Raw genomic sequence first — 21033 nt, forward strand, 5'->3', positions numbered from 1 at the left:
TCAGCGGAAGGCAAAAATGGAGCGGAATATCCCCGGCGCCACCACTGAAAGCGGATTGATGGTCAACTGGGGGTCCTTCGCCAGGCCGGACAAGCGGTAAGTCACACCGATCAGGCCCTTGTCGCGGCCGTTTCCGAGAACCATGCCAAGGATCGGAATTTCTCCGAAAATCCGGTTGAGGCCATAGGCTGGCATGAAGGTGCCGGTCATGTTCATCCGCCCCTCAGCGTCATAAACAGTCCCTTCGAACATCATGCCGATTTGCGGCCCGCGCACGACCCCATTGGCAACGTCGAGACGGTTCTTTGACTTGACGAGACTGACGCTGCCGCTTTCGAACGCGACATATTGCGTGTCGAGCTTGCCATTGACTCTCTGATTGAGACTTTGGCCTCCTGCTGGACGAGATGCCAGCGATTCCAGCCGCGGCTCGTTGACAATCAGGAAGTCGGAAAGATCGACAGTTCCGGTCATGGGCTGCGCCGCACCACCCGTCATCAGCGCATCGATCCGCCCGCCCGAGACCTTACCGTAGAGGTCCGTGAAACGAAGCAAAGCGCCAGCGTCGCCACTTTTTATCCGCAGTTTGCGATTGGCCTGCCGTTCATAGGTGAAGGCGACGCGCTTACCACTTTTGAACACCGCGCTGAGAACGGCATGATCAGGTTCGTCTGACGTCCCGCTGAAAGTGATCTTCGCATTGCGCAGCGCCTCTTCACCGAACCCACTCAGCGTTCCAACCAGAGCATCGAGTTCGACCCGATCGGCCAACCGCGTCTCGCCGTCCTGTGAAGTTTTCGGCTTTTCCGATGCCGGCGATGTCAGAATTCTAACAATAGGGCGAGCATCGAGGCGCGGTCCACGTATCGTGATGCGCATGGTTTTGCCGTCTCGCCGGAGCGACAGACGGGCATCGTCGTTTTCATTCAAGGCAAGAACCGGAAAGTCGGCGCTCTCCAAACCCCCGTCGCGCAATGTCATCTTCCCCTCAAGCCGAGTCGCGCCGGCCTGAAGGTTAAAATTCGATATGCGGGTCGTGTCGGTCTTCGTCTCCAGCCTGAAGGCGGCCTTACCTGGAACGCCCAGGCCTTTCGACCAACCGATGGGCGAAACCGCAAGAGCGGCATCCTTGAGATCGAGCGAAACGTCCTGCACGCCATCTGGCGCCAACGTCATTTCGGCATGCACGGTGCCGTTCATATAATCGGTCAGAGCAGGCGCAATCCGGTTCAACCCTTTTTCATCGAGCTTCGCGCGAACGGCGAACTCCATCGGCTGGTCCCTGGCCTGCTTTAGGTCGAGGCTGGCCTCCAGATCATCGAGCTTTCCTTGGAGCCGAAGCGTCAACCCGGTCGGATCGACAAACAGCGTTCCATCAGCATCTGCGACAGTGTGGCCGTCATACTCGCCGTCTAGAGAGGCATTCTCAAACTCGGCACTGACGGCGAAAGCACTGACCGACGGTTGCCCCAGCGTCGGCCCAAGAATGAGGTCGGCCTCGACATTGGCAGTCGCCATGCCAGAGAGGCGTTCAGGCGCGATTGGCAGCGGGGCATTGATCGGTTCCGACTGCGCGATCCGGGCGAGCGCTCCGCCATCGCCGGTTGCCGATACAGAGAGTTGGCTACGCAGTGGCTTCGCCTTGGTGTCCGGTATATCCAATCGGGTCGATCCCAGTTCGAGCCGTTCTCCGCCGACCTCGCCCGATCCGTGCTCGACCAGGATTTCAGCCGTCGTTCCCTCCAGCTTGATCGTGCCGGCTGCATTCTCAATGTTTGGCAAATCGTCCGGCAGAGCGATGGATACGCCATCCATACGCATGGCAAGCTTCAGCTCGTCTTTTGTGTGGCGGGACTCCGGATCGAGAAGCTGCGGCAAAGGCGCGGCCACGTCGAGCTTGACGCTCCGACCAGAGCCTTTTTGAAGGTTTTCCAGAACGAATGCGCGGCTTTTCGGAGCCACCGTGTAGGGCCAGAGCCGCTTTAGATCGACAGAAGCCAATTCATCGGTTTCCAGCGACATGCCTAGAAAGGGCGGATCGGCAATCGCCAGCGCCACCCAGCCCTCAGCTTTGCCTCCCGGCCAATTGATCGCCATGCGGCCGCCGGATGCAATCTTCAAAAGAGGATCGTAATTGCCGCGTAGCAGGAAATTACCCTCAAGCGCCGGCAATCCTGTGTCGACGGCGTTTATCGAGGCCCCGTTGGAGATCAATTCGAAACGATAAAGCGGCGTGCCCTCATCGCTACGGAGCGGGCTGGGACCGACCGCGCCGTCGAGCGGCAGATGAGTTTCGCCTATGCGGACGAAACCATCGTCGAACTCCGCTTTTCCGCTTCCCTCGCCCATGCGAACCGTCAGTGAGAACGATCCGCTGACGGGCTCATGAGGTCTCGGAGTCAGTTCGAAGTGATCGGCGGATACGGTCGCCATCAAACGGCCAGGCTCCTGCGCCCCTATCTCTGTGGCCTCCAGTTCGACGCCAACGCTATTCATATCAAGGCGGCTGCGCGCGGATGGCTGCAGGTCAAAATCCGGAAGATCGAGATTGGCTTTAAGCAGTTTGATCCGGCGATCGCTATCGAACGTCGCATCAGCTCGGATCGCAACATCGTATCGCAGCGTTTCCGTGACGTTATGAACGGCAGTCACCGCCTCCATCGTCAGTCCGCTGTTCCGATCTCTTTTTCGACGAATGCTGGATTCAGAAACGCGCAGTTCAAGCAAACCGTGCGCAATCGTTACGTTCTTTAAACCGATACGGCGAAGGCCGAGATCGTCCGCGCGGCGGTCCAGAAAGCGGACCGATTGCATCACAAGACTGGTTGCTCGATCGGGGTCGATCTGGCCAGCGTCATTTCGGATTGGCGCGAGCGGATCGATGGAATCGCTTTGTCCGAGAAGCCCCGCCTCGATACGCCCCCCTTCCAACGCCAGACTGGACAGCGAAAGTCTGCCCTGCAGAAGCGCGGCGGGTGACAGCATGAGGTCGAGTGTCTGCAGAGAAGCGAGAGGAACGGGACTTTCGGGCGCCAGCAATGCCACATCGCGGAGATGGACAGCCAAACGCCATCCGTCGCGCAGACCCAAATCAATCCTGCCGATCCGCATGGCCACTGGTTGCGCGATCGCGCGACGAAGAAGTTGATTCGTTTCCGCCGCGATGCGCTCTCGGCCGTAATCGCTTTGGACGACAAACCACAAACTGATGATGGCGGCTATGCATAGGCTGAGCGATGCGAGCAAAACGAAAAGCGCAATCCGCCTGAATCGCGCCGGTAGCGATCTGGACCGTGAACCCTCCCCGGCGGCCTCTTTCTCCCCAAGCGTTGTGTTCAACTTTGCCCCGTGGACCTCGCACGTCCGCTCCTGTATCGGACCGGAACAGCGCTATGTCAAAAGAGAGGCGAAGCTATGACATTTCCGCAGAAGGGCGACACCGCACCGGACTTCACCTTACCTACAGACGGTGGGGCTGATTTTTCGCTTGCAGAGCATCGGGGCAAAAAGGTTGTTTTGTTCTTTTATCCGAAAGACGACACATCGGGATGCACCGCTGAAGCGCTCGCCTTCACTGCGCTGAAAGACGAGTTCTCCGGTCACGGCGCGGTCGTTGTCGGCATCTCACCGGACAATGTCAAAAAGCACGCGAAGTTTCGAGACAAGCATGAGCTGGACGTCATCCTCGCTTCGGATGAAGAGAAAAAAGTGCTGGAAACCTATGGAGTCTGGGTCGAGAAGAGCATGTATGGACGCAAATATATGGGCGTTCAGCGCAGCACCGTTCTCGTTGGTGAAGATGGCACGGTGCTGGAGAGCTGGTGGAAGGTGAAGGTTCCCGGTCATGCCGAGGCCGTGCTGGCCGCAGTCGAGTCGGCCTGAGACATAGAAGTTTAGTTAGCCAGCAGATCCAAACCGGTGGATGGATATCCGCCTCAGGCGGCGTTTTCATCCATCTCGATCGTATCGTCGTAAACGACTATGCGGTTACGACCCTCCGACTTGGCCTTGTAGAGCGCCTGATCGGCCGCGATCAGCATGCCTTCGCGATCGGCACTTCGTGTCAGTTCGGCAATGCCGATGCTGACGGTGACGCGAATCTGCTCCGCATCAAACCGGACCGTTGTTTTTTCGATTGCCGAGCGCAGACGCTCCGCAAGATGCATGGCTTCTTCCGCCGATGTTTCCGAAACAAGCACACAAAATTCTTCTCCGCCCATCCTGAACACACGATCGGTTGGGCGCGCGTTGTCGATCATGACCTTTGTGATGGCCCGAAGAACTTCGTCGCCAGCGGCGTGGCCCCATGTGTCGTTCACATGCTTAAAATGGTCCAAGTCGAGCGCCAGCAAGGACGCCGGGACGCCAGTGCGAATATGCCGAGAAAGCGCTTCGGTGAATGCCGTATCGAATGCACGGCGGTTCGATATACCGGTCAGGCTGTCCACATGCGCCAGATCCGAAAGCGCTCGTTCCGATTCATCGATCCGGCCGATCATGTAATTGAATTCTTCCGCGACGCGGTTCAGTTCCGGCGGTACGGCGACTTCGATCCGGTGGCTGCGGTCACCCTCGGCAAACCGGGCCGCGCCTTCGACCAGACGGTCAACGCTGCGTTTTAGAACGCGACCGATCATAAGGACGCCACCGAGTATGGCGAGCAAAGCGATGCCTGCGGCAATGGTCGACAGCCATATCGACCGTTCATACCACAGGATCGCCATATCGTGATCCTGATCGATCTTTTCGCCAAGCTGTCTGTAAGCCGCCTGAAGCCTGTCAGAGGTGGTCATGATCGAACCGTGGAAGCGGGAAAAAGCCGCAGCGGTTTCGGATGAGTGATCGGGTGAGCCTATAGACAGAAGTCGGCCGGCAATATCGTCAGCGTCGGTCCAGGACTGGCGGGCACGTTCGATGAGCGCCTGAACGGAGGGGATATCGCCGACGGCGCCCATCACCCTCGCAAACTCTGTCTCGATTTCCTCACGAAAATTTCGATAGCCGTTCAAATGCGCGGTGTTCGGATCTTCCAAATGTTCGTCGACCGGAATGACCGCGTCCCAAATCAGAATATTGAGCCTTTGAAGCGGCGTGATTTGCCTCCGCTGCCGGTCCGCCACGTCATCAACAGGTGCGATGACGCCGTGATGCAGAAGAAGAAATCCGCCGCCTGCTGCGAAGGCTACCGGCAAAAAAGCCATCGCCATCGCAATAATGATCCACGTGCGTAGCGACCGCGTCCGGAATGGGCTCTTTTTTATCCAATTCAATCGGGCCATAGCTCAATCACCGAATTACAAAATCCGCGCCCCTGCATGAATATTTTCATATTAGCCGAAGGTCTTCACCCAATTGTTAAATCATTCAAATAAATCGTCCCGGAATGATTCATCTCATTTGATCGGTGGTTTATTCTACGCTGTGAATTACACAGATCGCGGCAAATCATTTCCCTGAATTGGCGGTGGCCGAGGGCAGCTCGGCTGCAGAAATATTCGCTGGCTCAGCGGGCCTATGGCGGACGTAAAATTTCAGCCGGAGGGGTCTCTACACGCAACGTCCTAAACCGTTTTTTAAGCTTAACAGAATGATACTTGTGCCAGATTTTCTTTCATAGGCGACGGATATGCTCCCGGCGGATAGCTCTCAAGCTGCCATTTCGAAGAAGCGCAAGACATCGGCCGTCATCATCTCCCATGACGGCACGATCCGGCAGTTTCAATTGACGCTCCGCGGCCGGTTTGGCGTGATTTTTCTCGGCTCTGCCCTTGCCATCGGCTACCTTGCCTCGACCGCCTATCTTGTCGTTCGTGACGATCTCATCGCGGGCAAAGCCGGGCGGCAGGCGCATCTCGAATACGCATATGAGGATCGCATCTCGGCGCTTCGCCGGCAGGTCGATCGCATAACCAGCCGACAGATGCTCGACCAGAACCTTGTCGAAATGCGTATGACGCAGCTGATGGAACGGCAGGATATTCTTGCGAGCCGCTCAGCGAAGATCGCGCCACTGCTTCGTGAATTCGGCGTCACCACCGGCTCCGTGCCACTGCCGCAGGCCCGGCCAGATCGCCAGGCGATGGCGCCTTCTCCAACCCAACCTCTTATCGCCGCTACCGAACTCAAGGCGCCGCTCTCCCTCGCCGACCGCGCTGACATCGCTTTCGTCGCGCTTCAACATTCGCTGACGGACATGGAGAATCAGCAAATTCGAGAGATCGGGGTCGTGGGAGATAAGGCCGAGGCTGCAACGACTTTGCTAAACGCCGCTCTTGACGAAGTCGGCGTCACTACCGATGCCGAACCGTCTTATGCCGGCATGGGCGGACCATTCGAACCCGTTTTGGACGACCAGCGCGATGATACGTTCGGTACCATGGTCGAGCGTCTCGACATCGCCCTTAACCGCTATGTCGACGTCAAAAAGACGGCGGTTTCCATTCCCCTCGCCAATCCTCTTCCCGACCAGCCGATTTCATCCCGGTTCGGCGTCAGAAAAGATCCGATTCTCGGACGGCGTGCCATGCATTCCGGTCTGGATTTCAGCGCGCCGCGGGGTCTACCCATCCTGGCCACGGCTGATGGCGTTGTCGTCAAGGCCGGACGTAACGGCGGTTATGGCCGCATGGTCGAAATCAGACATGCCGATGGTCTCAGCACCCGCTACGCTCATATGAGCCGGGTGACTGTGAAGGTCGGGCAGGCAGTCCAACGGGGCATGACCGTCGGGAAGGTCGGCTCGACAGGCCGTTCCACCGGCCCGCACCTGCACTACGAAGTCCGCCGCCATGGCGACGCCATCAATCCGCTACGCTTTCTCAAAGCGGGCGAGACGGTGGCTGAACTGTTGTAGTCAGAAACGTCTGGGTCGTACCCGGCGTCTATTCGACGTCCTCGACCTCGCCTACAACCTTACCTGCCAGCGCCGCTTCCATGAATTCATCCAGCGTGCCGTCCAGGACCTCTGACGGGTTGGTGCTCTCCACCCCCGTCCGCAAGTCTTTGACCAACTGATAGGGCTGCAGAACATAGGACCGGATCTGGTGGCCCCAGCCGATATCGGTCTTGGCGTCATGTTCTGCCATGGCCGCGTCTTCACGCTTCTTCATCTCCAGGTCGTAGAGACGTGCGCGAAGGGCTTTCATGGCATTCGCCCGGTTTTGATGCTGGCTCTTCTCCGACGATGTCACGACGATACCTGTCGGCGCGTGAGTGATACGCACGGCCGAGTCAGTCGTGTTGACGTGCTGGCCGCCTGCACCCGACGAGCGGAACGTATCGATCCGGATATCCTTGTCCTGAATCTCGATCTCAATATTGTCGTCAATGACCGGATAGACACCGATGGACGAAAACGAGGTGTGGCGTCGCGCATTGGAATCGTACGGCGAGATGCGCACCAAACGGTGCACACCGCTCTCGGTCTTCAGCCAGCCATTGGCTTTTTCGCCCTTGATCAGGAGCGTAGCGCCCTTGATACCCGCTTCCTCGCCGTAAGAGATGTCCTGCACTTCGACCTTGAAGCCGCGCTTCTCGGCCCATCGGGTGTACATGCGTAGCAGCATGTTGGCCCAGTCCTGGCTTTCTGTGCCGCCAGCTCCGGCATGAACTTCGAGAAAGGCGTCCGACTGATCCATCTCGCCTGAGAGAAGTGTCTCGATCCGGCGTTTTTCAATCTCGCCCTGCAGGTCAGAGATCGCGTTCTCCGCCTCACGAACAATTGTGTCGTCGCCTTCCATCTCGCCCAATTCGATCAGCTCGATACTGTCGTCCAGCGTCTGCTGGATACGGTTGATAGAGGCGATATTTTCTTCAAGCGTCTGGCGTTCGCGCATTAATTTCTGCGCTTCTGCGGGATCGTCCCATAAGGAAGGGTCTTCGGCCCGACTGTTCAGATAGCCAAGGCGTTTTTGGGCTGCATCCCAGTCAAAGATGCCTCCTCAGCAGGCTGAGGGCCTGCCTGATCTCGTCAACGAGAGTTTCGGTCTCTGCGCGCATGGCGTGAGCATCCTTCCCGATCAATGGTTTCCATGAAAAGGCAGCCCAAGGGGGCAGCCTCGTCTAGCGTCGCCGCGCAACATAATCAGCCAAGGCGGCCTGTAAAGTGGCAATCGGAGGGCTAGTAAAGGCCGCCGCCTGCGGATTGAATGATCTGCCGGGACTCGCGGGATACGCTGCGCGGCGTATCGACCCGCGCCGCCGTTTCCATGCCGATGACACTGTAGACATCGGCCGGTCCCGTGCCCGGCTTGAACGCTTCGATAATGACGTTGCCGCCACTGCCACCGGCAACCCGCATTCCGGACCGACGATCGATCGGTATCATCAACATGCCTTCAGGCACTTTGAAGTCCACATTCGGCTTGCCTTCATGAGCCTTGGTCATGAAGTCCTTGAAAATGGGCACGGCAAGGCCGCCACCGGTCGAACCTTTGCCCATCGGCCTTGGCTGATCGTATCCGAGGTAAAGCGCTACAACGAGATCCGGCGTGAAGCCGACGAACCAGGCATCTTTCTCATCATTGGTCGTGCCCGTCTTGCCCGCTACGGGAAAACCGATATCGGCGAGTTTGGCAGCGGTGCCGCGCTGGGCGACCCCCTCCATCATGGAGGTGATCTGATAGGCGGTCATCGGATCGAGCATCTGATCGCGATTGTCGATCAGCTCCGGTTCCGACTGGCCGTTCCACTGCTCCGCAGTGCAGCCATCGCAGCCGCGCTGATCGTGCTTGTAGACCGTCTTGCCGTAGCGATCCTGGATGCGGTCGATCAGCGATGGACGGATCTGCTTGCCGCCATTCGCCATGATGGAATAGGCCGTCGCCATGCGCATAACCGTGGTCTCGGACGAACCGAGGGAGTTGGGCAGATAAAGGCCCATTTTGTCGTACACGCCAAAGCGTTCGGCATATTCGGCGACAAGCTTGATGCCCATGTCCTTGGCCAGCCGTACCGTCATCAGATTGCGACTGCGCTCGATACCGAGACGCAATGTGGACGGACCGGCGGATTTACCGCCGTAATTTTTCGGCTCCCAGATCGTGTTGCCGCTTCGTATCGAGATCGGCGCATCCATGACGACGGAAGCCGGTGTGTAACCATTGTCCAGCGCCGCAGCATAGACGATGGGTTTGAAGGACGAACCGGGCTGGCGCATGGCCTGTGTCGCGCGGTTGAATTCGCTATCGGCAAAGGAGAAGCCGCCTACCATGGCCAGAACGCGGCCGGTATGCGGGTCCATTGCCACCATCGCGCCTTCGATTTCCGGCGGTTGGCGCAACCTGTAGGCGTTCTCGCCTTCGGCCTTCTTCTCCACGAAGACAACGTCGCCTCGTTTCAGAACGCCAGCGGGAGAGCTGGCATTCTTCATGGCGCCGTCGACCTTGTGCCGGAGCGCCCATTTCATGTCATCCTTGGCAATCGTGCCGGTTACACGCTTCTCAACGATGGAGCCATCATCCTTGCGGTCAGGGTCCAGTCCGATCTCGACGGAGGCGTCACCGGCTTCCAGAACGACCGCCAGCTTCCATTCCGGCACGTCATAGAGGCCCTCGACCTTCGAAAGCGGTCCGCCCCAGTCACCGTCGAATTCAATCGTTTTCACCGGGCCGCGATAGCCACGCTTGATGTCGAAATCGATCAAGCCCTTCTGCATCGAAGTGCGGGCGAGTTTCTGCAGTTCCGGGTCGATGGTGGTTCGAACCGACAGGCCGCCCTCGTAGAGTTCGTCGACGCCATAACGGTCGATGATTTCGCGGCGCACTTCCTCGGTGAAATATTCGCCGGCAAAGAGATAGGTATATCGCGATGGGCGTCCCCGCACACCGAGCTCCGAGGCCCGCGCCTCGTTCGCCTCGCGCTGCGTGATATACCCATTTGCCAGCATCTGGCTGATAACCCAGTTGCGGCGATCGACGGCGCGATCGCGATAGCGGAAGGGGTGATAGTTGTTCGGCGCCTTGGGCAGCGCAGCCAGATAAGCCGCCTCGGCGACCGTCAATTCGTTCACGCTCTTATCGAAATAAGCCAGTGCCGCTCCCGCGATACCGTACGAGCCGAAGCCGAGAAAAATTTCGTTGAGATAGAGTTCGAGGATGCGGTCTTTCGAATAGGCCTGCTCGATGCGGAAGGCGAGGATCGCCTCTTTCACTTTGCGTTCGTATGTCTGTTCGGTCGTCAGCAGGAAATTCTTGGCGACCTGTTGGGTAATGGTCGATGCGCCCTGCCGGGTTCCGTTGCGCAGATTGTTGATGATGGCGCGCAACAGCCCCTGAACGTCCAGACCCGGATGCGTATAGAAATTCTTGTCCTCGGCGGAAAGGAATGCCGCTTTCACACGGTCGGGCACGGCTGCAATCGGGAGAAACAAGCGCCTCTCGCGCGCATATTCGGCCATGAGCTCGCCATTGGCGGCGTGAACGCGGGTCGTTACCGGCGGCTGATAGTTCGCCAGAACCTCATAGTCGGGCAGATCGGAACTGACATGGGTAATGAAAATCGCCACCGCGCCAGCCACAGCCAGCGCCAGAACGATGCCGATCCCAAAAAAATACCCGATGATTCGAATCATTACTCTCTGTCCCCGGAAGGTTCCGACAGCCCGCTAGCCGCGCCAAACTACAGCCTTGGCCACTTCTTTGCACGGTCGGCAAGCCAAATGCGCCTGTGCCGACCCATTCGTCCCCCACTATTTATCCAGTGTGATGGCTGAAATTCTTGGAGAAAATGCGGCAGTTGAACGTCTTCGCCATGTTCCGGTGCCAGAAAGAACTAGCGTAAGGCGGCCATTCGCGCCGAGGCATATTTCTTGACGGCAGCGGCAATTGCCGTGGCGGCTCTGCGACGCCACTCATCGTCCTGAAGCAATTTTTCGTCTCGGTCGTTGGACAGATAGCCAAGCTCAACAAGAACCGAGGGAACGTCCGGCGCGGTCAGCACGCGAAAGCCGGCATGTCGATGCGGCCTCTTTATCATCAGCAGCACGTCATCCATCGATTCAACCAACTTGCCGGCGAAGCGGAGCGAAAAACCCTTGGTTTCGCGACGCGTCAGATCGAGAAGTATGTCCGTCACCTCCTCGTCTTCCTCGGGCAGATCCAATCCAGCCACCATATCGACGGCGTTCTCGGAATCCGCCAGATCGGCCGCCATCGCGTCCGATGCTTTCTTCGAAATCGTATAGACGGTCGCGCCCCTAACATAGGACTGCCGAACCGAGTCCGCATGGATGGAGATGAACAGATTGGCACCGGCCTGCCGCCCAATCCTTACGCGCTGATTCAGCGAAATGAAGCTGTCATCGTCGCGCGTCAGAACCGCTCGCACGCCATCGATCTTTTCCAATTGCTCCTTTAACTGCCGCGCAAAAGCCAGTGTGATCGTCTTTTCTTTCACGCCGTGACGGCCGTGTGCGCCATGGTCGATACCTCCGTGGCCGGCGTCGACGACCACCGTAAACGGCTTGTCTGAGGATGTTTCGCCATTCAGCCGCTCTGCCTTTTGCGTGGAGATCGCGACGGCATCCGCAGGAACGGCGCGTTTGCGAAGCATGGATTCGAACGCGGTCCGCGAAGCCAGATTGAAAGTGAACGCTAACCTGTAGCGGCCATCCTCATCTTTTTCGGCTCTTTGCTCTTCCAGAGTGAAAGGGCCGCGCAGCCCTATCACCATTCGTGAACGCTCCTTATCCATCGCTCCATAGCGGATCGATTGAATGAGCCCCTTCGGCGTGATTTTTTCCGCAGCCATCTCGAAAGCGGTCGCCGGCAGATCGACAATAAGCCTTTCCGGTCCCCGCAACATTCGAAGTGAAACATCCGGCTCTCTATCGAATATCAAAGCGACCGTGGTCGTTTCATCGTCACCTTCGAGATCGATCGAAAACAGGCGATGCGGCAGAGGATCGCCCGCCCATGAATGCGCCGGTGAGAAAACAGAATAGACAGCGGCTATCAGGACCAAGATCCGTGCGAATCGTATGAGAGTCAGCTGGTTATGGATAAAACAGGCGCTCACAGTGCCTCGCATTTTCCGGTTGGTAGGCAGTCCTCGCATGGCGCATCAGATTCGCACCCGGCCGTTAAGCCTTCGTTTACTGCGTTCTATCGGCCCAGGCCATCTCTTCGGCTTGCAAGACTGACGTCAAAGACCTACAAGAGCCTCGGATCAAACCATCCTTTCGATGGCCTGACCGCCATTTTTAGACCGCTCCGATGAAGCGTTATAGCGGCGGCAAGGCATCGCGAAGTGAGGATCCACACTGAATTCTCTCGGCGGTCTTACCTGATGATTCGCCGTTATAGAGGAAAGCGGACGGGCCGGCTCATCCCGCACCGCCACATACAGAGCTAGGTCGGAGCCCTGCCAATTCGGCGGCTCCTTGTTGCAACGGTCAATTCGGCGAAAGCATGGCATTGTCAGCGCGAAACCACAGATATCCCGCCAGGCGCAATTTCTGCGCGGCGCGCGATCTGTCGAAGGCGCCGCCCGGCTTCGTCCACGGCCCCCATTTTACCGGACAGACACTTCCTTCCTTGCCGCCAAGACGGCCGGATGACGGGACGGGCCTGGCCGGGGAGTTCATTCCCTATGTCCAACAACAAAATGCTGATCGACGCCTCCCACCCGGAAGAAACACGCGTGGTGGTATGTCGCGGCAATCGTATCGAAGAATTCGACTTCGAATCGCAGCATAAGAAGCAGCTCAAAGGCAATATCTACCTCGCCCGCGTCACGCGGGTGGAACCCTCGCTTCAGGCCGCTTTCGTGGAATATGGCGGCAACCGCCACGGCTTCCTCGCCTTTTCGGAAATTCACCCGGATTACTATCAGATCCCGCTTGCTGACAGGCAGGCCCTTGCCGCTGCCGAAGCCGAAGAGGCTCTTCGCGAAAGCCTCGAAGAGGATGAGGAGCAGGAAGAAAACAACCGGTCGCGTCGCCGCCGGCGGTCCAGCCGTGGCCGCAAAAAGAGCGACGATACCAAGGGCTCGAACAAGAGCGCGAAGGGCGATGATGCCGAAGCATCAGAGGAGACTGCTACCGCCGATACGTCATCGGAAAAAGAGCCGGACGACCTGCCGGCTGCGGAAGAAATTGTCGCATCCGACACGGGTTCCGAAGAAAAGTCCTCAACCGCAGCTACCGATGCAGGTGCCGACGGTAGCAAGGAAGCCGATAGCGTAGAGACGCCTGAGAATGATGAGCCGCCATCCATCGCGATGGCTGTCGATAGCGACGTCATTTCCGAAAAGCTCGACGAGTCATCCGATGAAGACGAAACCGGATCAGACGATGGCGATGACAGCACGGATGAGGATTACGACGAAGACGAGGAGGTCGAGAATCTCGGCTCTGACGATCCTGTCGAAGAAACGCGCCATAAACGCGCGCCGCGCAAGAACTACAAGATTCAGGAAGTCATCAAGCGCCGTCAGATTCTTCTCGTCCAGGTGGTCAAGGAAGAGCGGGGCAACAAAGGCGCGGCTCTAACGACCTATCTGTCGCTGGCAGGACGCTACTCCGTTCTCATGCCGAACACGGCGCGTGGCGGCGGCATTTCCCGAAAGATCACCCAGGCGTCGGATCGCAAACGTCTGAAGGAGATCGTCAAGGATCTCCATGTGCCGCAGGGCATGGGCGTGATTTTGCGTACCGCTGGCGCCAATCGGTCCAAGCCTGAGATCAAGCGCGATTATGAATACCTTATGCGGCTTTGGGACAATGTCCGTTCGTTGACGCTGGAATCGACCGCACCCGCGCTCGTCTATGAAGAAGGCAGCCTGATCAAACGCAGCGTCCGCGACCTCTACAATAAAGATATCAGCGAGATTCTGGTCTCCGGCGATGAGGGCTATCGCGAGGCCAAGGACTTCATGCGTATGCTCACGCCGAGCCATGCGAAAGCCGTTCAGCGATATCGCGACCCCCAACCGCTTTTCGCCCGTCACGGCGTGGAATCACAGCTCGACAAGATGCTGCAGCCACAGGTTACCCTGAAGAGCGGCGGCTATCTCATCATCAACCAGACCGAGGCGCTCGTTGCCATCGACGTGAACTCAGGCCGGTCCACCCGCGAGCACTCCATCGAAGACACGGCTCTCGCGACCAATCTGGAAGCGGCGGAAGAGGTCGCCCGGCAGCTCCGCCTTCGCGACCTTGCGGGCCTGATCGTCATCGATTTCATCGATATGGACGAAAAGCGAAACAATCGCTCCGTTGAAAAGAAGTTGAAGGACTGCCTGAAAGACGACCGGGCAAGGATTCAGGTCGGTCGCATTTCACCCTTCGGTCTTCTGGAAATGAGCCGACAGCGCATCCGGGCTTCCGTTCTGGAAAGCACGATGCATCCCTGCGACCATTGCCACGGCACGGGTTATATACGTTCGGATTCATCCACGGCGTTGCATGTCATCCGGTCGATCGAGGACCATCTGACGCGAGACAGCCGGTTCAACATCACCGTGCGCACCGCCTCGCTCATTGCTCTCTACGTGCTCAACAACAAGCGCGCGATGCTCATCGAACTCGAACAGCGATTTGGTGTCGCCATCTCGGTTGAGGCTGACGAGACGCTTGGCGCCAAGATACTCGATATTCAGCGCGGAGAAGCCGCCGCTGCGGAAGAGAATGCCGACCGTCTACCGCCTTCCACGGGCCGTACAGCTTTGGTCGAGGACGATGCCGCCGAAGACGAGAAAGACGCCGCAGCTATTGCCGCAGCAGAAGAGAGCAGCGACGACGAATCCGATTCCGATGATGGCAATAACGGCCGCCGCAAGCGTCGCCGGCGTCGCAGGCGCGGTGGTGCGAAGGATAACGAAGACAGTCGTGATCAAAATTCGTCCACCGACTCAGATGATAATTCCGAGAGCGATGACGATAAGGACAGCGCCACAGACGATGATGACGGCGATGACCAGAAGGGGTCTGGTCGTCGGCGCCGTCGGGGACGCCGGGGCGGACGGCGCAATCGCGACCGCTCGAAGTCGTCTGACAATCAAAACGATGCCGACCCCTCACCCGAAAACGAGAGTGGATCGGACTCCGACAATTCGGCCGGGGAAAAGGATCACGCCATAGCGGCCGAGGCTGTCGATACGCCAAAGGCCACCGGCGCGGTGGAAGGCGATAACAAGAGTGATGAAGCAGCGACGACGGACACGTCCGCAAAGACGCTTCCGGAGCCAGCCGCTGCCGAGCCGACCACAGCGTCAATCGATGAAGATGCCGATGCACAAAGCGCCACAGCTTCATCAGGCGGGTCCGAACATTCCGCAGAGGCCGGCAATGGGACGCTCGGCGACACTGTTCAAAGTGACGCAGTTCAGGCGGAGGAAGCGTCAAAGCCAAAATCGCGGACACGCCGAACGAAGACGGCCAGCAATGATGATGCGCCAGCCGAAGTGAAGATCACGACCGTTTCGCCCGATGGAGAAGAGGCGGCCGAGCCGGAGAAAAAACCGCGGCGCTCCGGCTGGTGGAATCGTGGCGGCTTCTTCTGATCTGGAAATAGAAGCGGGCTGAGCCCGCTTCTATGATCCGGCGTTCAGCCACTCTTTGAGACGCTCCATCGCCTCGGCCACTCTCTCCGGCTTTTCGCAGTAAGAAAAGCGCAGCGATTTGTGCCCTTCGATGGGGTCGAAATCGATGCCGGTCGAGGCGGCAACGCCAGTCTGCTCCAGCATAGTCCTTGCAAATGCCTGGCTGTCTTCAGAATAGGCGCTGATATCGCAATAGGCATAAAAGGCCCCGTCCATCGGCGCCAGAAGCGGCAATCCGAGCCGGGGTAACGCATCCATCATCAATTCGCGGCTCTGCTGATACCGCAGGCGAATGGCGTCCAGTTCCTCGGTGCATTGAAAGGCTTGGCAGGCAGCGATTTGTGAGATTTCCGGTGCGCTAATGTAGAGGCTTTGCGCGACGCGCTCGACGGGCCTCACAAGATTCTCTGGAAGAACCATCCAGCCGATCCGCCAACCTGTCATGCAATAATATTTGCTGAACGAGTTGATGATGACGACGTCGTCGGAAAAAGCGGCGGCGGTTATGTCCGGTCCAGTATAGTTCAGCCGGTGGTAAATCTCGTCGGAGATGAGGGCGATGCCGAGTTCAGCGGCGACATCGACCAGTTCCCGCAATGCCTCTTCCGGCATCGATGCGCCCGTCGGGTTGGCCGGACTGGCAAAAAGGAGGCCTTTCAACGACTTGCGCCCGTGAACCTCACGCAAAGAATCCGCAGTCAAATAACCGGTTTCCGCCGTCGAAATTTCTTCGACCTCGAGACCGAGAACCGAGAGAATATTACGGTAAGCGGGATATCCGGGCCGCGTTATCGCAACGCGATCGCCATGATCGAACAAGCTGAGAAACGCCAGATTGAAGCCCGCTGAGGAACCGCTTGTTACGGCAATCCGCGCCGGCGACACGACCACGCCATAGGAATCGCGGTAATGCTGGGCGATGGCCTGTCGCAACTCGTCCAGACCCAGCGCATTGGTGTAGCTGAGCCGGCCTTCCGTAGCCTTCGAGATGGCGGCCTCACGAACGCCTCGTGGCGCTGGATCGGCAGGCTGACCGACAGCAAGCGAGATGACGTCGACGCCCGCCTGGCGGGCTCGTCCGGCTGCAGCAAACACGTCCATTGCGTGAAAAGGCTCCACCAGACCGGCGCGTCTCGATAGATGCAGCGGGTCGGAAGACGAGGCTACGGTACGCATGGACGATATGCTCATCGAAAGTCCAATCCAGTCTGATACGCTACCGCAGAAATGCCCGATTGCCCGGCTAGCGACAAGCGTACGCCTGTCTCCCACACAAAAAGCGAGGAGAACAGCTATCGGGACAGACTATCCTCCAAGGCGGTGAGCGATTACAAATCGGGCCATGATCTATTCGTCACCCCTATCGCATGTCTTCCGGCATATCGCGGCAATTGTCGCCGGCATCGCCATCATCATGTCCAGTCTCCCCTCTCCGCTTTTCGCGGCGGGTTCGGGCAGAAATCTCGACATCGTGCGGGACGCCGAGATCGAGAACCTCATCGCGACGTATAGTCGCCCGATTTTCAAGGCTGCGGGCATCAATCCGGGACGGGTTCGCATCGTACTCGTCAACAATCAGAGCCTGAATGCCTTCGTCGACGGCAAGCGATTATTCATGAACACCGGCACCATCATGCAGGCAGAGACGCCCAACGAGGTCATTGGCGTCATTGCGCATGAGGCTGCCCATCTTGCCGGCGGCCATTTGCATAGGCTGCGCGATCAGGCGCGGGGCGCACAAACCATGGCCGTCATCGCCTCTATACTCGGTGCAGGCGCCGCGGCCGCCGGCGCGGTATCTGGCGCCAGCGGGCTCGCGGGTGTCGGTGCCGGCCTCGGTGCGGGTGGTGTAGAAGCCTCGCGTCGCACATTACTCTCTTATCAGCGATCAGAAGAAATGACGGCGGATCGCGCCGCTGTCGATTATCTGCGCAAGACCGGGCAGTCGCCGCGTGGCATGCTGAAAACGTTCGAACGTATGGCGCGCGGTATGGGACTGGCCGGTATTCGCTCGGCCGACCCGTATCAGATGAGCCACCCCCTGCCCCAGGAACGTCTGCAGACTTTGCGTTCGCTCGCGGAACAAAGCCCTCACTTCAATAAAGCAGACGATCCCGCTCTACAGACGCGGCACGATCTGGCGCGGGCCAAGATCGCGGCCTATACGAGCGGCTCGGCCAATCGGTTGATTTTGCAACTGAAAAGCGGGCTGGCGCGCGACTACGCAAACGCCATGATCGAACTGCTGCATGGCAGCCCACAGCGATCGCTTCAAAAGGCGGATGCGTTGCTTTCAAAGCGACCGAGCTACGCTTATTTTCACGAGCTTCGTGGCGATGCCCTGATGCGTCTCAACCGTTCGACCGACGCTGCCTCCGCTTACGGCAAGGCACGAAAACTGGATGGCTCGAACTCCGCTATTCTCGCAAGCCTTGAAGGGCAGGCTCTGGTGGCGAGCGGTCAGCCTGCAGCAGCCCGTCAGGCGATTTCGGTTTTGGAAACGGCGCTACGGTCAGACCCGGAGACGCCGATCGGCTGGCGGTTTCTCGCTCAAGCCTATGGGCTAAGCGGCGATATCGCCGCTGCGGAACTCGCCAGCGCCAACGAACTTTTCTATTCTGGCAGGATCAAGGATGCCAAAATCTTCGCGGCCCGCGCACAGACGAAGACCAGGCGCGGTAGCCCTATTTGGCTCAAGGCTCAGGATATCGTTCAATACAAACCCATCGTGAAGAAACGCTGACGCCGTTTCGACGGAAAGGACACCTATGTTCCGCACCAGACAACATCTCATTTGCTCGGCTCTTGCCGGGACCATTCTGATCGCAGCGCCGAGCCTTGTCGTTGCGGAGGACGCCAAATCGCCGATGACCCGAGCGGAGGTGGAGACCATCGTTCGCGATTATCTCCTGAACAACCCGGAAATTTTGGTGGAAGTCTCCCAAGCTCTATCGGAAAAGCAACGCGCGCAGGCGCAAGCCGATCTGTTCGGCAATCCGGACGATCCATTTCTCGGCAATCCGGATGGAACGATGGTTGTGGCCGAGTTCTTCGACTACAATTGCGGATACTGCCGCAAGGCCTACAGCGAAGCGCAGACGGCCATTGAGGGAAATCCCGATCTCAAGATCGTTTTGAAGGAATATCCCATTCTCGGGCCGGATTCGCAGGCCGCTCACATCGTGGCTGCTGCTCTGAACCGGATAGCCCCGGAGAAGTATGCCGAATTCCACAGTAAAATGTTCACGACCGAAGGCCGAGCCACTGAGGACAAGGCGCTGGAAACCGCTATCGATCTGGGTATCGACGAAGCCGCGCTCCGCACTGCCATGGCGGAGAGAGAAACCCTTGAGTATCTGGAAAAGACAGAAAAGCTGGGGCTCGGTCTTCAGGTCAACGGCACACCGACCTATTTCGACAAAAGCGGTCCTTTCGGTTTCGATCAACTCGTCAGCCGGACATTGCCGGAGAACGCCTCGGACGGCTGACGGAAATTGGGTGGCAACACCGCTTCCATTGATCCGGCTGGGTCGCTAAGGGCTTTTCGCCGGTTGCAAGGCAGATTATAGCTGACCGCTCGTCCCCTGCCGGATTGGTCGAGCTGCGTATCGGTCGGCTGCAAAAATTTTCAATAATGAGGTTTCCCATGTCGTCGGAGCATACGGTCGATCAAGCGCTTATCCGTAACCTTGCGGACATTCTCAACGAGACCAATCTCTCCGAAATCGAAGTCGAGCAGGGCAAACTGCGTATTCGCGTATCGCGTCAGGCTCAATTCGCGCCTGCGGTCACGGCTTCCATACCAGCATCTGCCGCCTCTGCCCCACAGCCACAGGCCGTGCCAGGCGGGGCATCGCCTGCCCCGGCATCGGAGAGCGAAGTCGATCTTTCCAAGGCCGTTCCTTCGCCCATGGTCGGCACAGTCTATCTATCGCCGGAGCCCGGCGCCGCTCCCTTCATTGAAGTCGGTGCAAGTGTCACAGCCGGTCAGACGCTGGTGATTATTGAGGCGATGAAAACGATGAACCAGATTCCTGCACCCAAAGCAGGGACGGTGAAGCAGATACTGGTTAGCGACACGCAGCCGGTCGAATTTGGCGAGCCTCTCGTCATCATCGAATAATCGAACGCGAGGCGGCAAAATGTTCAACAAGATACTGATCGCCAATCGCGGCGAGATCGCGCTTCGTGTGCTTCGTGCGTGTCGCGAACTCGGCATTCAGACTGTCGCAGTGCATTCCACAGCGGATTCTGAGGCGATGCATGTCAAATTAGCTGATGAAAGCGTTTGCATCGGCCCGCCGGCCAGTCGTGATTCCTACCTCAACATCCATCAGATCGTCGCTGCGTGCGAGATCACCGGAGCCGACGCCATTCATCCCGGCTACGGGTTCCTGTCCGAAAACGCCAAGTTCGCCGATATTCTGGAAGCGCATAACATCGCTTTCATCGGACCCAAGGCAGATCATATCCGCATTATGGGAGATAAGATCGAAGCCAAGCGAACCGCCATGCGGCTTGGAATTCCAGTCGTCCCTGGCTCAGAAGGCGGCGTGACCGATCCCGACGACGCAAAGCGCGTGGCCGCCGAGATCGGCTATCCGGTCATCATCAAAGCGGCAGCGGGCGGCGGCGGACGCGGTATGAAAGTCGCGAAAAACGAGGGTGAACTCAAAACCGCCTTCCAGACCGCTCGTTCCGAAGCCGGTGCGGCATTCGGCGACGATGCTGTCTATATCGAAAAATATCTGGCCAAGCCTCGCCACATCGAGGTGCAGGTCGTGGGAGACGGCCAGGGCAACGCGATCCACCTGGGAGAGCGGGATTGTTCGCTGCAAAGACGGCACCAAAAAGTTTGGGAAGAAGCCAATTCGCCGGCACTCAATAGCGACGCACGCGAAAAGATCGGCGCTATCTGCTCGGAAGCCGTTGCTGAGATGGGCTATAGCGGCGCCGGCACAGTCGAATTTCTCTATGAGAATGGCGAGTTTTATTTCATCGAGATGAATACGCGCCTGCAGGTGGAGCACCCGGTGACGGAAGCGATCACCGGTATCGATCTGGTTCACGAGCAGATCCGGGTTGCTTCCGGTAGTGGACTGTCGGTTCAGCAGAACGAAATTGAGTTTCAGGGCCACGCGATCGAATGCCGCATCAACGCGGAAAACGCGCGTACCTTCGTGCCCTCACCGGGCACCATCACCCATTTTCATACCCCCGGCGGTCTAGGCGTTCGCGTCGACTCAGGCGTTTATAGCGGCTATCGGATACCGCCCTACTACGACAGCCTCATCGGCAAGCTGATCGTTCACGGTCGTAATCGCGTGGAGTGCCTGATGCGTCTGCGGCGCGCACTCGATGAATTCGTCGTCGACGGCATCGACACCACATTGCCGCTTTTCCGCGATCTGGTCAGCGACAAGGATATCGCCGACGGCAAATACGACATTCACTGGCTGGAACACTATCTAGCGAACGATTAGGCGGTTTCAG

The 21033-nt window shown here is 58.2% G+C and carries 13 protein-coding genes; 7 read left to right on the forward strand and 6 right to left on the reverse strand.

The window, feature by feature from the left end; genetic code table 11:
• Positions 1 to 3066, reverse strand: coding sequence for a DUF3971 domain-containing protein (locus tag NIM86_RS00255; RefSeq protein ID WP_253378214.1), 3066 nt, complete (start codon positions 3064 to 3066; stop codon positions 1 to 3).
• 348 nt (positions 3067 to 3414) lie between these two features.
• Between NIM86_RS00255 and NIM86_RS00260 the strand changes: the two genes are divergently transcribed.
• On the forward strand, positions 3415 to 3882 hold the full coding sequence (locus NIM86_RS00260) for a peroxiredoxin (protein ID WP_253378215.1): 468 nt from the start codon (positions 3415 to 3417) through the stop codon (positions 3880 to 3882).
• A gap of 53 nt (positions 3883 to 3935) precedes the next feature.
• Here NIM86_RS00260 and NIM86_RS00265 read toward each other — a convergent pair whose 3' ends face one another.
• Positions 3936 to 5207 (reverse strand): diguanylate cyclase, encoded by a 1272-nt coding sequence (locus tag NIM86_RS00265; protein WP_253378216.1) that lies wholly within the window; start codon positions 5205 to 5207, stop codon positions 3936 to 3938.
• A gap of 419 nt (positions 5208 to 5626) precedes the next feature.
• Between NIM86_RS00265 and NIM86_RS00270 the strand changes: the two genes are divergently transcribed.
• Positions 5627 to 6853, forward strand: a complete 1227-nt coding sequence (locus NIM86_RS00270) for a M23 family metallopeptidase (RefSeq protein WP_253378217.1) — start codon at positions 5627 to 5629, stop codon at positions 6851 to 6853.
• Positions 6854 to 6881: 28 nt separating this feature from the next.
• Here NIM86_RS00270 and prfB read toward each other — a convergent pair.
• From prfB to NIM86_RS00285, 3 genes are all read right to left on the reverse strand, one after another.
• A protein-coding gene (gene prfB, locus NIM86_RS00275) for a peptide chain release factor 2 (protein ID WP_253378218.1) occupies positions 6882 to 7998 on the reverse strand; the annotation gives its coding sequence in 2 pieces (ribosomal slippage) (positions 6882 to 7928 and positions 7930 to 7998; 1116 coding nt in all).
• 121 nt (positions 7999 to 8119) lie between these two features.
• Positions 8120 to 10570 carry a penicillin-binding protein 1A gene (locus tag NIM86_RS00280; RefSeq protein WP_253378219.1) on the reverse strand — a complete coding sequence of 817 codons (2451 nt, stop codon included), beginning with the start codon at positions 10568 to 10570 and terminating at the stop codon, positions 8120 to 8122.
• A 200-nt stretch (positions 10571 to 10770) separates the two neighbouring features.
• The gene (locus NIM86_RS00285; RefSeq protein WP_253378221.1) at positions 10771 to 11961 is read right to left on the reverse strand and encodes an N-acetylmuramoyl-L-alanine amidase; all 1191 of its coding nucleotides are present in this window, start codon (positions 11959 to 11961) and stop codon (positions 10771 to 10773) included.
• 627 nt (positions 11962 to 12588) lie between these two features.
• On the opposite strand from NIM86_RS00285, the gene NIM86_RS00290 reads away from it, so the two are divergent.
• Positions 12589 to 15501, forward strand: a complete 2913-nt coding sequence (locus NIM86_RS00290; protein WP_253378222.1) for an Rne/Rng family ribonuclease — start codon at positions 12589 to 12591, stop codon at positions 15499 to 15501.
• 30 nt (positions 15502 to 15531) lie between these two features.
• Here NIM86_RS00290 and NIM86_RS00295 read toward each other — a convergent pair whose 3' ends face one another.
• Positions 15532 to 16731, reverse strand: a complete 1200-nt coding sequence (locus tag NIM86_RS00295; RefSeq protein WP_253378223.1) for a pyridoxal phosphate-dependent aminotransferase — start codon at positions 16729 to 16731, stop codon at positions 15532 to 15534.
• Between the two features lie 151 nt (positions 16732 to 16882).
• On the opposite strand from NIM86_RS00295, the gene NIM86_RS00300 reads away from it, so the two are divergent.
• The 4 genes from NIM86_RS00300 (at position 16883) to accC (ending at position 21023) form a co-directional block, all read left to right on the forward strand.
• Positions 16883 to 18283 carry a M48 family metalloprotease gene (locus NIM86_RS00300; RefSeq protein ID WP_253378225.1) on the forward strand — a complete coding sequence of 467 codons (1401 nt, stop codon included), beginning with the start codon at positions 16883 to 16885 and terminating at the stop codon, positions 18281 to 18283.
• Between the two features lie 25 nt (positions 18284 to 18308).
• A complete protein-coding gene (locus tag NIM86_RS00305; RefSeq protein ID WP_253378227.1) occupies positions 18309 to 19028 on the forward strand; it encodes a DsbA family protein in 720 nt (239 codons plus the stop codon).
• A gap of 158 nt (positions 19029 to 19186) precedes the next feature.
• The gene (gene accB / locus NIM86_RS00310; protein WP_253378229.1) at positions 19187 to 19663 is read left to right on the forward strand and encodes an acetyl-CoA carboxylase biotin carboxyl carrier protein; all 477 of its coding nucleotides are present in this window, start codon (positions 19187 to 19189) and stop codon (positions 19661 to 19663) included.
• Between the two features lie 19 nt (positions 19664 to 19682).
• Positions 19683 to 21023: an acetyl-CoA carboxylase biotin carboxylase subunit gene (gene accC, locus NIM86_RS00315; RefSeq protein ID WP_253378231.1), complete on the forward strand. Its 1341-nt coding sequence runs from the start codon at positions 19683 to 19685 to the stop codon at positions 21021 to 21023.
• Positions 21024 to 21033: the final 10 nt, after the last annotated feature.

This window comes from Notoacmeibacter sp. MSK16QG-6 (assembly GCF_024158145.1).
GTDB lineage: Bacteria > Pseudomonadota > Alphaproteobacteria > Rhizobiales > Rhizobiaceae > Notoacmeibacter.

What these genes read in the sequence shown, in the direction of transcription:
- accB (WP_253378229.1), top strand. Translation starts at nt 19,187, where the DNA reads ATGTCGTCGGAGCATACGGTCGATCAAGCGCTTATCCGTAACCTTGCG.
- NIM86_RS00295 (WP_253378223.1), bottom strand. Translation starts at nt 16,731, where the DNA reads ATGAGCATATCGTCCATGCGTACCGTAGCCTCGTCTTCCGACCCGCTG.
- NIM86_RS00290 (WP_253378222.1), top strand. Translation starts at nt 12,589, where the DNA reads ATGTCCAACAACAAAATGCTGATCGACGCCTCCCACCCGGAAGAAACA.
- NIM86_RS00260 (WP_253378215.1), top strand. Translation starts at nt 3,415, where the DNA reads ATGACATTTCCGCAGAAGGGCGACACCGCACCGGACTTCACCTTACCT.
- accC (WP_253378231.1), top strand. Translation starts at nt 19,683, where the DNA reads ATGTTCAACAAGATACTGATCGCCAATCGCGGCGAGATCGCGCTTCGT.
- NIM86_RS00265 (WP_253378216.1), bottom strand. Translation starts at nt 5,207, where the DNA reads ATGGCGATGGCTTTTTTGCCGGTAGCCTTCGCAGCAGGCGGCGGATTT.
- NIM86_RS00270 (WP_253378217.1), top strand. Translation starts at nt 5,627, where the DNA reads ATGCTCCCGGCGGATAGCTCTCAAGCTGCCATTTCGAAGAAGCGCAAG.
- NIM86_RS00300 (WP_253378225.1), top strand. Translation starts at nt 16,883, where the DNA reads ATGATCTATTCGTCACCCCTATCGCATGTCTTCCGGCATATCGCGGCA.
- NIM86_RS00280 (WP_253378219.1), bottom strand. Translation starts at nt 10,570, where the DNA reads ATGATTCGAATCATCGGGTATTTTTTTGGGATCGGCATCGTTCTGGCG.
- NIM86_RS00305 (WP_253378227.1), top strand. Translation starts at nt 18,309, where the DNA reads ATGTTCCGCACCAGACAACATCTCATTTGCTCGGCTCTTGCCGGGACC.